The sequence below is a fragment of the Clostridium amylolyticum genome, assembly GCF_900142075.1.
In the GTDB taxonomy this organism is placed as follows: Bacteria; Bacillota; Clostridia; order Clostridiales; family Clostridiaceae; genus Clostridium_AA; species Clostridium_AA amylolyticum.
Genome location: NZ_FQZO01000001.1, coordinates 561,896 through 576,017 on the forward strand (window position 1 = coordinate 561,896; position 14,122 = coordinate 576,017).

Genomic DNA, 14,122 nt, shown 5'->3' on the forward strand with positions numbered 1-14,122 from the left:
AAATGAAAAAACACGATGCGTTAACCAGTATAGGTTTATTATTTGGATCTATAATGCTAGTGTGGGGTATGACCATGGGGGCATCTATAAAGATATTTTGGGATGCTGCGTCAGTAGTTATAACAATTGGAGGATCCTTTTGTGCTTTGCTAATAAACTATAGTTTTTCTGAGGTGAAAAATATATTCAAAATTATGGGCAAAACCTTTAAAAACGTTGAAAGTACTAGTTTTGACACCATATCTCAATTTATAAACCTTTCAAGAAAAGCAAGAAGAGAAGGGTTATTATCTTTAGAAGATGATATTTCAGATTTAAAAGATGATTTTTTAAAAAAAGGTCTCCAAATGGTGGTGGATGGAATAGAACCTGAAACTATTAAGGATATTATGGAACTGGAAATTTCAGAAATGGAAAAGAGACATGCTAATGGATCAAACATGTTAAAGGCATGGGGAGGATACGCTCCAGCTTTTGGTATGATAGGAACTTTAATAGGTCTTGTTCAGATGCTAGCAAATCTTTCAGATTCTTCTGCTATAGCATCAGGGATGGCTAAGGCGTTAATTACCACTTACTATGGAGCTATTATGGCAAATCTTTTCTTTAACCCTATGTCTGCAAATTTAAATGTAAAAAGTGAAGCTGAAGCTTCTATTAGAGAAATGATGCTAGAAGGCATATTAGCCATACAATCTGGTGTAAACCCTAGAATAGTAGAAGATAAGCTGGTAAGCTACCTATCCCCTACAGATAGGAAAAAATATATGCAGCAACATGTAGGTGAAGGAGTGGTAGAAGGTGTCTAGGAGAAAAAGTAATATTAAAAAGGAAGAATTAAGAGGAGATGAGTGGCTTGCCACCTTCTCTGATACCATAACTCTCCTTCTTACCTTTTTTATTTTGTTATACTCTTTCTCTACGGTAAATCAGCAAAAGCTACAAGAGATTTCTACAGCTCTACAAATGGTACTTAGCGGAAAAGAAGGTAATACCATTCTAGAATATAACTTAAACAATGGACAACAACCTATAATTGGAGGTAAGGATACAGATATACCTATACCTCAAAATATGGATGAAGAAAAGCTGGGAATGTATGAAACTGTAAAACAATTTATTGACAAGAATAAGTTGGAATCAACTGTAGAGGTAAAGGAAGATGAAAGAGGTATTATAATACAACTAAAAGATAATATACTTTTTGATTCTGGAAGAGCTGATCTCATAGAGGGAAGTAGAGGGGTACTAGAAAAAATAAGCGGTTTAATGAGTACTTTTCCAAATAAAATAATTATCGAGGGACACACGGATAATGTACCTATAAAAAACAGTAAATATGACAGTAACTGGGAACTATCCACCTCTAGAGCTGTAAATGTAGTTAGATATTTTATTGAAGAAAAACATCAAGATCCCACTAGATTTGCAGCAGCGGGTTATGGAGAATACAAACCCATTGCAGATAACAGCGCTCAATCAGGGAGAGATCAAAATAGAAGGGTTAACATACTTATTGTTGCTACTGAAAAGGAGAAAAAGAAATGAGTGAGAATAAAAATAAAAAAGAAGGTAAAAGTTCAAAACCACTTCTTATAACTTTGATAATACTGTTAATTATAGCTTTAGCAGGAGGAGGGATATTTGCCGGGATGTACTTTAGTTCTAAGGGCAGTGCTAAAGCAAATAGTAAAGCTGAGATAGTGATAGAAGAAGCCACCTATGCTCTAGATGATTTCCTTGTAAATCTCACTGATGCAGATAGCAAGAGATATGTTAAAGCAAAGGTATTTATATCCTATAATAAAAATAATCAAGACTTAGAAAAAGAATTATTGTTAGATAGGACAAAACCCATTTTAAGGGATGCTGCTCTTACTATATTAAGAAGTAAAAAAGTTGCAGACTTTGCCACTATTCAAAGCACTGAAGCTGTTAAAAAAGAATTAAAAGAAAAAATGAATTCTAGATTAACCAAAGGAAAAATAATAGAGGTATATTTCCCTGAACTTATAATTCAGTAAGGATGATAAATATGAATACAGTAAGTTTAATACTAAAGATAATTGTATTTTTACCCTTTGTTATAACTTTAATATATTTATCTCTTAAATTTGGAGGTAATAAGCTGCAAAACATGCAAAATGGAAGTTATATGAAGATAATAGAGAGGGTACAAGTATCAAAAGAAAACTCATTAATGTTGGCTAAGATAGGGGAAAAAGCATACATAATGAGCTCCTCCCCTAAAGGAATTGAAATATTAGAGGAGCTTTCTAAAGAAGAACTTTTGCACATAGAGGAAAAAAAAGCAGAAGCTTCAGCACATAGTGCTGAAGAAATGAAAAAGTTATTAAATAAAATAAATATTAAAGGAAGATTTACAAAATGAAGAAAAACTCCCAAAAGATTTTATTATCATTATTTTTTATATGTGCAATAATTGGAATTTCAGCATTAAAGGTTAATGCTGAACCTCAGAATATACCTATTCCAAAATTGAATATTTCTGTGGATGGGGCCAATAACCCTACGGATTATGTATCTAACATAAAGCTTTTAATTCTCCTTACTATCTTAACCTTACTGCCATCCTTCATCATAATGATGACTTCCTTTACTAGAATAATAGTCACATTTTCATTTTTAAAAGGAGCTATGGGAACACAGCAATCTATACCTAATCAAGTGCTTATTGGATTAGCCTTGTTTTTAACAATTTTTATTATGACTCCTGTATATAATGAAATAAATGAAAAGGCATTAAAGCCATTTATGAATAATGAAATAAATCAAGAACAGGCTATGGAGTATGGATCCAAACCTTTAAGAGAGTTTATGCTAAAACAAACTAGACAAAAGGATTTAAAACTTTTTGTAGAACTCTCAAAGCTTGAAGAGGATAAAGTAACCAAAGAAAATATACCTCTTTATGTGGTTGTACCAGCTTTTGCCATCAGCGAGCTTAAAACCGCTTTTCAAATAGGCTTTTTAATATACATACCATTTCTTATTATTGACCTTGTAGTAGCCAGCGTACTTATGTCTATGGGAATGTTTATGTTACCGCCAGTACTTATTTCTCTGCCCTTTAAGCTTTTGCTTTTTGTGATGGTGGATGGGTGGTATATGTTAGTTAAATCATTGATAATGAGTTTTACATAAGGAGATAATAATATGAGTGAAAATATGGTAATTGGAGTTTTAAAGGAAGCGATAACCACAGGGCTTTTAGTGGCAGCTCCTATACTGGGAATCTCGATATTAGTGGGGTTAATAATAAGTATATTTCAAGCAACTACTCAAATCCAGGAACAAACTTTAACTTTTGTTCCTAAATTAATAGCCATCGCATTAGTTGGACTTCTGTTTGGTAATTGGATGCTTCATAATATACTGATATTTACAAATAAAATTTTTGATCTTATAGCTACTATTACTAAATAGGTGTTTAAATTGATAGATACTAATTTTTTTATATTAATAATACTAATATTTTTTAGACTTATTTCATTTTTTATATTGCTACCAGTATTGTTCCCCACTGGAACCCCAAATTATATGAAGATAATATTCTCCATGCTGATAGCCATAGCCCTTAGCCCCTTTCTTCAAACAGGTGCATTACAGCTTCAAAATAACTATATGCTGATTATGTACTTTATTAACGAGGTTATGACAGGGTTGCTTTTAGGCTACGCCACCAGCTTATGCTTTGATGCTATGAGAATAGCAGGAAGCCTCTTAGATATGCAAATGGGTCTATCTATGCTTAACATGTTCGATCCAAATGCAAAGAGTAACTCAAGCTTTTTAGAAAAATTATTTTATTGGACAGCACTTATAATATTTTTAATAATAGATGGCCATCACATGCTTATTAGCTCCATTATAGAAAGCTATAAGTATGTACCAATAGGAGACTCTATTATATTTCAAGAAAGTATAATGTTAACTATTAACGCATTTATGCAATATTTTATTATAGCATTGAAAATAGCAATACCCATTGTATTGATAATTATAATTACAGATATTACTCTAGGCTTGGTAGCCAGGACAGTACCTCAGCTTAACGTAATGATATTAGGTTTGCCTATTAAAATTTTAGTAGGATTGCTGTGCTTTACCATAGCGCTTCCCATGATAGTTAATGGCATGATAAATGCTTTTAACCATATACCGGAAATGATTAGAGGTATATTAAAGGCAGTGCCGGTAATATTTATTTTTGCATCGGAAGAAAAAACAGAAGATGCCACACCTAGAAAAAAAAGTGAAGCAAGAAAAAAAGGACAAGTCGCTAAGAGTAAAGAGGTTAACCTAGCACTAACCCTTTTAGCAAGTACATTAACCTTAGCTGCTATAAGTGGATACTTCAGTGGAAGTTTAAAGGATACTATGACTTATTTTATGAATCAAGATTTTAAAATGATGCTGGATTATAATAGTGTACAAGCTATTTGGATTACGGTGATTTGGAGAATGGCAATGATGTATTTACCAGTGGCTTTGCCAATTATGCTTATAGGTGTTTTGGCCAATTTTCTTCAAACGGGTTTTATACTAACTTCTGAGCCTCTAAAACCACAATTATCTAAAATAAATCCTATAAATGGGTTTAAGAGGATATTTTCTACTAGAAGTTTGGTGGATCTAGTAAAGAATTTAGCTTTAGTTACTATTGTGGGTTACATTGGATATAAGTACATGATGGATAATTACCCTAAGATATTAAATATAGGAAACATGTATATACCCACCATAGGGTATGAAATAAAGTCTCTTATCCTTGGTATATTTACAAAGATAACCCTTGTCATGGTTATTATAGCTTTAGTGGACTTTATATATCAGAGGTATATGTTTAATAAAGATTTAAAGATGACCAAGCAGGAAATTAAAGAAGAATATAAGCAAGATGAAGGAGATCCACAGCTAAAGTCAAAGATAAAGCAAAAGCAAAGAGAAATAGCTACAAGAAGGATGATGCAAGCTATACCAGAAGCTACTGTGGTGGTGACTAATCCTACACATTTAGCAGTGGCTTTAAAATATGAGGATAAGGGTTCAGAAGCTCCAAAAGTAATTGCAAAGGGAGCGGACTTAATTGCATTAAAGATTAAAGAAATAGCTAAAGAAAATAATGTACCTATTATTGAAAATAAGCCTTTAGCTAGAAGATTATACGATGAAGTAGATATAGAGAGAGAAATACCTCAGGAAATGTACCAAGCAGTGGCGGAAATACTTGCAGCGTTATATAAGCTTAATAAAAAGAGATAAAGGATGGGGTAATCTTCATGGGGGAAATAAAAAATTTAAACTTAAAAGGTAAATTAGATGTAATTGTAGCTTTTGGTGTAATAGGTATAGTTTTAATGATAATAATACCTCTTCCTTCACCGGTGTTAGATATACTTTTAGTACTTAATATAACATTTTCTATAGTTATATTGCTTATAACAATGTTTACTACGGAAGTATTGCAGTTCTCTATATTTCCTACATTATTACTTATAACAACACTATTTAGGTTGGGATTAAACATTTCATCTACAAGACTTATACTTAAAGATGCTAATGCAGGAAAAGTAATTGAAGCTTTTGGAAGCTTTGTAACAGGCGATAATTACATAGTTGGAATAATAATATTTTTAATTATAATAATAATTCAATTTATAGTTATAACCAGTGGTGCCGGAAGGGTATCTGAAGTTTCTGCAAGGTTTACCTTGGATGCAATGCCAGGAAAACAGATGAGTATCGATGCAGATTTAAATGCTGGACTTATTGATGAACTTACAGCAAGGCAAAGAAGAAAAAATCTTCAAGCAGAAGCAGATTTTTACGGAGCTATGGATGGTGCTTCTAAGTTTGTAAAAGGAGATGCCATAGCTGGAATAATAATTACCATTATTAATATTATAGGTGGAATAATTATAGGAATCGTAATGCTTAATATGGATGCTAAAAAATCTATGGAGGTATATACTACCTTAACCATAGGCGATGGTTTGGTAAGCCAAATACCAGCTCTTTTAATATCTACAGCTTCAGGTATATTAGTTACAAGATCTGGCAGCGACGAAAATTTTGGTACACTTTTAGGAAAGCAGCTTACAGCATTTCCAAAGGTTATAGCTATAGCCAGCGTAGTTTTATTTGTAATGTCCTTTACTGGACTACCTGCAGTGCCTTTCCTAGTGTTATCTGCAGGTATGGGAGCTAGTGCCTATTTCCTTTATAAGGATGAAAAAGAAAAAATAGAAGTTATGATGGAATCGGAGCAAGCAGAAATAACAGAAATAGAAAAGAAGGAACCAGAAAATGTATCTTCTCTTATATCTGTAGAGCCTATGGAAATAGAAATAGGATATGGGCTTATACCTTTAGCAGATGAAAACTCCGGTGGAGATTTGCTACAGAGAATAGCATCTGTAAGAAGGCAATGTGCTATTGAAATGGGAATTGTAGTGCAACCTATAAGAATAAGAGATAATTTGCAATTAAAGAACAATCAATATGTTATTAAAATAAGGGGAACAGATATTGCAGCGGCAGAGCTTATGCCTAATATGCTGCTATGCATGGATCCTACTGGAGAGAACTCTGACATTCCAGGTATTAAGACTATAGAACCTACCTTTGGATTGCCAGCTATATGGATTAATAAAGATCAGAGGGAAGAAGCTGAAATTAAAGGACTTACAGTAGTTGACCCTACCACAGTTATGGTGACGCATCTTACAGAAACTATAAAGTCACATTCCTATGAGTTATTAGGGAGACAAGAAACTAAGCTTATAGTAGAGACTACTAAAGAAAAATATAGCGCTGTAGTAGAAGAGTTAATACCGGATCTTATGACTATAGGTGAAGTGCAAAAGGTATTACAAAATTTACTTAGAGAAAAAGTGTCTATTAAGGATATGGTAACCATAATGGAATCTTTAGCAGATAACTCTAGAAACACTAAAGACTTGGAGCTTCTAACAGAATATGTAAGGTTTTCTTTAGGAAGAACCATATGTAATGGATTGTTAGATGAAAATAGAGGTATTACTGTGGCAACACTACATCCAGAACTTGAAAATTATATTGCCAATAATTTGCAGAAATCCATTCAAGGCAGCTATGTAGTCATAGACCCTGATACTACCCAAGGAATATTTGAAAATTTAAAATCGGTATTGGATACAGTTTATTTTAATAATAACCAGCCGGTGGTACTAGTTTCTCCTAAGATAAGGCCAGCCTTCAGAAGGCTTATTGAAATGGTATTTCCTCATATAATGGTAATTTCTCTTAATGAAATACCCAATGATGTAGAAATTAGAACTGAAGGGGTGGTGACGCTTTAAATGATAATTAAAAAATACGTTGCTAATACCTCTAATGAAGCTTTAACTAAAATAAAGTATGACCTGGGAAAAGATGCGGTGATTATAAGTCAAAGAAAAGTAAGACAACAAGGGCTTAAGGGCTTTTTCTTACCTAAATTAGTAGAAATAACTGTAGCTGTAGAAAATAATAATAATTTCAAAAAAAGAAATGATGAAGCTAATATATATGAAGGTAGTTTTTCTAGTTTAAAAGAAATAGCGAAAATCCATATGGAAAACAATACCTTAGATTATGTTAACCCTGAAAATAATAAAATAGAATCAATACAAAATAAAACTGAAAATACTATGAAGGATAAAAATGTAGATACTTTAACCATATTTAATGAACTGCAGCAAATGAAAGAAGCCTTTAACAAAATGAATAACCTAAAAGATCCTTTAGAAGAGCTTTTATTGGAAAATGACGTGTCTTATGAAATAGTTGAAGAAATAGTTAAAAAGGCAAAGAATACTGATATTTACGATAAAGACTATAAAGAAGCTGGTTTAAGGGTTATGGGGGATTATATATCCGTAAATAATGATGAATTAAAAGGAAATGTAGTATTAGTGGGGCCTACAGGAGTAGGTAAAACCACTACTATTGCAAAATTAGCAGGAAGAATGTCTCTTATAGAAAAGAAAAAGGTAGGACTTATTACAGTAGATACTTACAGAATTGGTGCAGTAGAACAACTTAGAACTTATGCAGAAATAATGAACCTGCCTTTTGCAGTAGTTATTACTTTAAAAGAAATGGAAGCAGCTGTTAATTCCATGAGTGATTGCGATGTGGTACTTATTGATACCACAGGAAGAAGCAGCAAAAATAAAATGCAAATATCAGAACTGAGAGCCTTTATAGAAAAAACAAATAGCAGCAGTATTAATCTGGTAATAAGCTCAGTTACTAAAAATAAAGATATTAAAAACATAATAGAAGGTTATAAAACCTTGAATTTTAATAATGTAATTATTACAAAACTAGATGAAACTAATTCCTATGGTGCATTACTTTCTATAATGAAGTATTGTAAAACTCCTATAAGGTTTGTAACCACAGGGCAAAATGTACCAGAGGACATAAAGATACCAACTAAGGATAAAGTTTTAAAGCTTATTATAGGAGAGGATAATATATGCTAGATCAGGCTGCAAGGTTAAGAGAGCTGGCCATGGGTAATAGCACAATTAGTAGTCCTTCAGGCACTAAGATAATCACCGTAACATCGGGTAAAGGTGGAGTAGGAAAAAGCAATTTTGTTGTTAACTTAGCTATTACTTTACAAAAGCTGGGAAAGAAAGTTTTAATATTTGATGCTGATTTAGGTATGGGAAATGATGATGTTATAATGGGGATTTTTCCTAAGTATAATATTTTTAATATTATAAATAATAACATGTCTATATCAGAAGTTATGGTAGAAGGCCCTTGTGGTGTAAAGCTTTTGCCAGGAGGTTCAGGCATTAACAAGATAGAGGATCTCACTTCAGAAGAGAGAGAAACCTTTTTAAGCAGATTAAATTCATTAGAAGACTTCGATTATATACTTATTGATACAGGAGCTGGCATTAACAGAAGTGTTCTTGCATTTATTAGCAGTAGTGACGAGCTTTATGTGGTTACCACTCCAGAGCCTACTTCATTAACTGATGCCTATAGCCTTGTAAAAGCAGTAAGTCATTTTCAAATAAAAAATAAAGCGAAAATAATTGTAAATAAAGCTTTAGATTATGGTGAAGCTAAAATCACCTTTATGAAATTTCAAGGAGCTGTGAATAAGTTTTTAAATATGAAAGTAGAGTATCTAGGTCCTATTTTGGAGGATAGAAGGCTTACGCAATCCGTTAGAAATCAAAAACCTTTAGTTATTGGATATCCCAATAGTGACTCCGCTAAAGATATTTTAAACATTGCAAAAGATATAATGGGAGAAAAGAATTCAGAAAGTGGAAAAGGAGTTCAAAACTTATTTAAAAAGATTTTCAACATATTTTCTTAGGGGGAGAGGCTTGTGAAGAAGTTTAAAATCCAATTGAACAACCGATTGGAAATAATATGGGGGGAAAAGATATATAAAAGCATTGTGCAAGATGTATCTGATAATTTTTTTAGTATAAGTATACCCATGATTGAACATGAGTATCTTCCTATAGAGGTAGGGACAACCATTAGTATAGTTCATTACGATGAAAGAGGAAATTTATTTCAGTATGAAAGTACAGTAATTAAAAGAGTCATTGAAAATAATCTGCCTCAGCTTATAATGAGCCAGCCAGTTAATATAAGAAAGATACAAAGAAGAAATTTTGTAAGGGTTAGTATGCTTCAAGTGATAGAATATGGCAAGACAAAGTTCAAGGAAGTAGATAAGTTAAACAAAAAAGCTTTTTTAATGGATCTAAGTGGTGGAGGAATGAGAATTAAGGTTAAAGATGAACTTCAAAAAGGGGACAAAATAGTTGCAAGGATAGTTTATGAGAATGCTGAGTACACAGTTAAAGGTGAAGTGGTTAGGATAGAACTAACTGCAGATAGGCAGAGAGAGTGTGGAATAAATTTTAATCACATTAATGAAAACACAAGAGAAAATATTATAAAAATAGTTTTTGATGTGATGAGAAAACAACGAGAACTGTTATAAGGAGGGGTGATCATGGCCATAGCTTCGGCTATAGAGATTAGAGAAGAGATAGTAAAAAAATACATACCGCTGGTTAAATATATAGCCTCTAGAGTTATTATAGGAAAAAGTAAGTACATAGATTATGAAGACTTAGTTAGTTACGGAATGATTGGACTTATGGACGCTCTTAAGAAGTTTGATGAGTCAAAAGGAATGAAGTTTTCAACTTATGCTTCTATTAGAATAAAAGGTGCCATGATAGACCAAATAAGAAAAGATAGTCCTATTTCTAAGGGAGCTATGGACAAACTTAATAGATACAACTCAGCGGTAGAAAATCTTCAAAGAACATTACTAAGAGAACCTACTAATGCAGAAATATCTAAGGAAATGGGATTATCCTATGCTGAACTTGCGGAAATAGAAAATTTTATAAATTACATATCCATAGTATCTTTGGAGGATCTTATATTTTCTGAAGAGGATGATATACCACTTATAGGAACCATAGAAGATGATAGGAGTCCGTGTCCAGAAAGAACACTGGAAGAAAAAGAAGAATTAGAATTTTTAGCTAAGGCTATAGAGTTATTAAATGAAAAAGATAGACAGGTATTGAACTTATATTATTATGAAAATCTCACTTTAAAAGAGATTGGAAAAATTCTCAGCGTATCTGAATCTAGAGTATGTCAGCTTCATAGCAGAGCAGTTGTCCATTTAAGAGCAGCACTTCAAAAGCTTAAATATTCATAAACATGGAGTGATAGCATGATTATAATTTTAATAGTAATAGCATTAATACTTATAATATTTAATTATAAGGCTGTAAAGAAAGAGAATAGCTCTTTTAAAGATATACTTAGAGTTAATGAAGAGTCACCAGAGGACTATATGTTAGAAATCATAAATTTAAGAAAAGACTTTGGAGAGACTATTACAGAGCTCCAAAAAGAAATAATAGATTTAAAGATACATAATGAAAGCATTATTGCTAATTCATATAAACCTATAAACAAAAATCTTATAAATAATGATAATGATGTACATATTAACATAGATAATGATAAAGATTATTCTAATAATAACGAAACTACTAATATTGAAGTAAAATCCAAGGTGGAAGAAAAAATTACTAATGAAAAAGTTAATAAGGTTAAAACTCTTTCACAGCAAGGGCTTACCATGGATGAAATATGTGCACAGCTAAACCTAGGCAAGGGGGAAGTACTATTAATAAAAGAATTATATCTAAAATAAAAGAATTTATTGATTTAATATGTGATAGAAGAGTTCTTTTTGGCATAGGTATTGGCATTCTTATTGGAACCTTCTGTATGGCTGGGGTGAAACTGGAAGCTTCTGTGAGTAACACTAAAATAGAAGAAAAAGCTAGAAACCTAGGTATGAAATATCCGGATGAATTTAAAGTTTTTGATAAAAAGGACGTGGGTAAATGATAAGAGGTTTATATACTGCTGTTTCTGGACTTATAACCCAAGAAGCAAAGCAGGATGTTATTACAAATAATTTAGCAAATGCCAACACTACAGGATATAAAGCAGACGACATCGCTGTAAAGCAGTTTAGAGAGGTACTTTTACAAAATTATGATGGTGGAAATGGATCAAAACCAGTTAGACAGGAATTAGGGTCAATATCTTTAGGAAGCAGAATTGATGAAACTAAAACTTATTTTACTCAAGGAATGCTTAATCAAACTAATAAAGATATGGATTTTGCCATAGATGGTAGAGGCTTTTTTTCTGTTCAGAGAGGAAACAATACCTATTATACTAGAGATGGACATTTTCATGTAAATGCTCAAGGTTATTTAGTAAATGACTCTGGAGACAGGGTTCTAGGAAGAAACTCAACTACTGGTGCGGTAGAACCTATAATAGTTAATAATGGCAAAATCAAATCTGATGATAACAATAATGTATTTGTAAATGATAGACTAGCTTACACCTTTAACACAGCAGATTTTCAAGACTATAATGCTTTAAAAAAGGTTGGTGATAACCTTTATGAAGGACAGGCTCCTATAAATGGGAATGTTCATGTTAAACAGGGTTTTATTGAAAAGTCTAATGTAAACATAGTAAACGAAATGGTTAATATGATGACTGTAATGAGAAGCTTTGAAACCAATCAAAAAATGGTTCAAATTATAGATGAAACATTAAATAAGGCTGCCAATGAAGTGGGAAGCGTAAGATAAAAGGAGTGAGATAGGGTGAGAATTCTATGGAATGGTAAGAGTACCATGATGGCAAATCAAGAAAAGTTAGATGCCATATCTAACAATCTTTCTAATGTTAACACTAATGGATATAAAAAGGTTAATGTCACTTTTAAAGATCTTATGAGTGAAACTCTCTATAGAACAGGATATCCTACAAACTCCACTGAAGCCTTTACAGGTACAGGGGTTAGAACTAGCGGATGGCTTAGGGATAGAGAGCAGGGAATGCTTAAAGAAACAGGGCTTAGTACGGATTTAGCAATCGATGGAGAAGGCTTATTTAGAGTACAAAAAGCTGATGGAAGTTATGCATACACAAGAGATGGCAGCTTTAGAATAGATAGAGATGGAAAGCTTGTAGATGCAAAGGGGAATACGCTATCTCTAGATTTTCTAAATGGAAATAGCTATGATAATGTTAGGTTTTCTCCGGAGAGTTTATTTATAGATAAAACTGGACAAATATTTATAAAGCAAGGAGATAATTTTAACCTTACAGCTTCCATACCCCTTTATAACGCTGTAGGGGATGATTCACTTATTTCCACAGGAGATAGCCTATATGTACCTGCTGAAAATGTAAATATGATTAGAAGCAACAATGCTGATATTTATCAGGGCTTTATAGAAGGCTCAAACGTGGACATGGGAGAAGAATTCACAGATATGATTATAACCCAAAGGGCCTTCGAATTAGGCTCTAGAAGCATAAAAACCGCCGACGAAATGTGGGGAATGATTAATAATTTAAGATCTAGATAGAAGAGGTTTCCTTAGTAAAAATAGTGTAAATCACTTGGTAAGTGCCAAGCTAGAAGTGACAAGTTAACTTATATAACTTGTCACTATTTATTTGAAAAATATTTCTTTTATTTGTTAAGTTTGATGGACAGATAGTTCATATATATTTTTATTATAATTATTTAGTGTATAATTAATATATATTTTAAGTCTAAAAAATAATATTCAAATTCATCCTATAGAATATATAATTAAAGTAAGGTGATAAATGTGATAGATAAAAATAGTTCAGTTCCTTTATATTCTCAAGTAAAAGAAAAAATATATAATAATATCATTAATGGTTTTTGGAAAGTTGATGAGCAAATTCCTACTGAAAAAGAGTTAATGGAAATTTATCAAGTAGGTAGAGCTACAATTAGAGAAGCAATACTTCAATTAACTCGAGAAGGATACATTTATAAAAGAAGAGGTATTGGTACTTTTGTGGGCAAAAGTAAATCAGTTTTTGGAATAGAACCATTAATAAGTTTAGAGTACTCTCTTAAGTGTCAGGGAATAAATGCAGTTAACAGCATTGAAAGTAATGAGATAGTATGTTTAACTGATAAGCTAAGAGAAGAAACCAGGTTTATAGGTGATGATAACTGCTTATATATTAGAAGATTAAGGTACGCGGATGGAGAGGCTATTGCTATAGAAAATACATATTTTAACGAAAAATATCATGGGGAATTATCAAAGTATGATTTAAACAAATCCATTGCAAAGATACTATTACATGATATGAAGCTAGATATTGTAAGCATAGATCAAAAAGTTATTCTGAGAAAGCCCACAGATCCAGAAGCTGATATCTTAAACCTAAATAAAGAAACTCTTGTTATTGAGATGAAGAGGTGGCTTTATGTGAAAAATGATGATAATCCCTTTCAGTTTTTAATATTTATTATATCCAGTGATGCTATAGCCACCACTGTATAGAACATTAAATATCTATTGCCACAACAAAATAAACCTTTATTTAACCCATATATTTAATATATGGGATTTTTTATTTAAGCTAAAACATATGAAATTTTAATAATGTTGTAGATTATTTAACATATATATAATAA

The 14,122-nt window shown here is 32.0% G+C and carries 17 protein-coding genes; all 17 read left to right on the plus strand.

The features are described 5' to 3' along the window. The first annotated feature begins 2 nt into the window (after positions 1-2). The 17 genes from BUA82_RS02680 (at position 3) to BUA82_RS02760 (ending at position 13,988) form a co-directional block, all read left to right on the plus strand. A complete protein-coding gene (locus BUA82_RS02680) occupies positions 3-809 on the plus strand; it encodes a motility protein A (RefSeq protein WP_073004398.1) in 807 nt (268 codons plus the stop codon). Further along, positions 802-1,548 (plus strand): flagellar motor protein MotB, encoded by a 747-nt coding sequence (locus BUA82_RS02685; RefSeq protein WP_073004400.1) that lies wholly within the window; start codon positions 802-804, stop codon positions 1,546-1,548. Before BUA82_RS02680 ends, BUA82_RS02685 begins: the two co-directional genes overlap by 8 nt. Next, positions 1,545-2,024 carry a flagellar basal body-associated FliL family protein gene (locus BUA82_RS02690; RefSeq protein WP_073004402.1) on the plus strand — a complete coding sequence of 160 codons (480 nt, stop codon included), beginning with the start codon at positions 1,545-1,547 and terminating at the stop codon, positions 2,022-2,024. Before BUA82_RS02685 ends, BUA82_RS02690 begins: the two co-directional genes overlap by 4 nt. An 11-nt stretch (positions 2,025-2,035) precedes the next feature. Continuing rightward, entirely contained in the window at positions 2,036-2,392 is a 357-nt protein-coding gene (fliO, locus tag BUA82_RS02695; RefSeq protein ID WP_083599748.1) for a flagellar biosynthetic protein FliO, read from the plus strand. Further along, positions 2,389-3,165, plus strand: a complete 777-nt coding sequence (gene fliP, locus BUA82_RS02700) for a flagellar type III secretion system pore protein FliP (RefSeq protein WP_073004407.1) — start codon at positions 2,389-2,391, stop codon at positions 3,163-3,165. Before fliO ends, fliP begins: the two co-directional genes overlap by 4 nt. Before the next feature lie 12 nt (positions 3,166-3,177). Then, the gene (fliQ, locus tag BUA82_RS02705; RefSeq protein WP_073004409.1) at positions 3,178-3,447 is read left to right on the plus strand and encodes a flagellar biosynthesis protein FliQ; all 270 of its coding nucleotides are present in this window, start codon (positions 3,178-3,180) and stop codon (positions 3,445-3,447) included. Positions 3,448-3,456: 9 nt separating this feature from the next. Beyond that, a complete protein-coding gene (locus tag BUA82_RS02710) occupies positions 3,457-5,286 on the plus strand; it encodes a fused FliR family export protein/FlhB family type III secretion system protein (protein ID WP_073004411.1) in 1,830 nt (609 codons plus the stop codon). Positions 5,287-5,303: 17 nt separating this feature from the next. After that, positions 5,304-7,364: a flagellar biosynthesis protein FlhA gene (gene flhA, locus BUA82_RS02715; protein WP_073004414.1), complete on the plus strand. Its 2,061-nt coding sequence runs from the start codon at positions 5,304-5,306 to the stop codon at positions 7,362-7,364. Then, complete coding sequence (flhF, locus tag BUA82_RS02720) at positions 7,365-8,534, plus strand: flagellar biosynthesis GTPase FlhF (protein ID WP_073004416.1); 1,170 nt, start codon at positions 7,365-7,367, stop codon at positions 8,532-8,534. After that, the gene (locus BUA82_RS02725; protein WP_073004418.1) at positions 8,528-9,391 is read left to right on the plus strand and encodes a MinD/ParA family protein; all 864 of its coding nucleotides are present in this window, start codon (positions 8,528-8,530) and stop codon (positions 9,389-9,391) included. The genes flhF and BUA82_RS02725 overlap by 7 nt, the downstream gene beginning before the upstream one ends. Before the next feature lie 12 nt (positions 9,392-9,403). Beyond that, positions 9,404-10,033, plus strand: a complete 630-nt coding sequence (locus BUA82_RS02730) for a flagellar brake protein (protein WP_073004421.1) — start codon at positions 9,404-9,406, stop codon at positions 10,031-10,033. 12 nt (positions 10,034-10,045) lie between these two features. Beyond that, positions 10,046-10,771 carry a FliA/WhiG family RNA polymerase sigma factor gene (locus tag BUA82_RS02735; RefSeq protein ID WP_073004423.1) on the plus strand — a complete coding sequence of 242 codons (726 nt, stop codon included), beginning with the start codon at positions 10,046-10,048 and terminating at the stop codon, positions 10,769-10,771. A 15-nt stretch (positions 10,772-10,786) separates the two neighbouring features. Next, positions 10,787-11,275, plus strand: coding sequence for a DUF6115 domain-containing protein (locus BUA82_RS02740; RefSeq protein WP_073004425.1), 489 nt, complete (start codon positions 10,787-10,789; stop codon positions 11,273-11,275). Further along, positions 11,212-11,475, plus strand: a complete 264-nt coding sequence (locus BUA82_RS02745; RefSeq protein ID WP_073004426.1) for a hypothetical protein — start codon at positions 11,212-11,214, stop codon at positions 11,473-11,475. Before BUA82_RS02740 ends, BUA82_RS02745 begins: the two co-directional genes overlap by 64 nt. Next, positions 11,472-12,239 (plus strand): flagellar hook-basal body complex protein, encoded by a 768-nt coding sequence (locus BUA82_RS02750; RefSeq protein ID WP_073004427.1) that lies wholly within the window; start codon positions 11,472-11,474, stop codon positions 12,237-12,239. Before BUA82_RS02745 ends, BUA82_RS02750 begins: the two co-directional genes overlap by 4 nt. A gap of 15 nt (positions 12,240-12,254) precedes the next feature. Beyond that, positions 12,255-13,025 (plus strand): flagellar hook-basal body complex protein, encoded by a 771-nt coding sequence (locus tag BUA82_RS02755; protein ID WP_278321554.1) that lies wholly within the window; start codon positions 12,255-12,257, stop codon positions 13,023-13,025. 249 nt (positions 13,026-13,274) lie between these two features. Further along, positions 13,275-13,988, plus strand: a complete 714-nt coding sequence (locus tag BUA82_RS02760; RefSeq protein ID WP_073004428.1) for a GntR family transcriptional regulator — start codon at positions 13,275-13,277, stop codon at positions 13,986-13,988. The last annotated feature ends 134 nt before the right edge of the window (positions 13,989-14,122 follow it).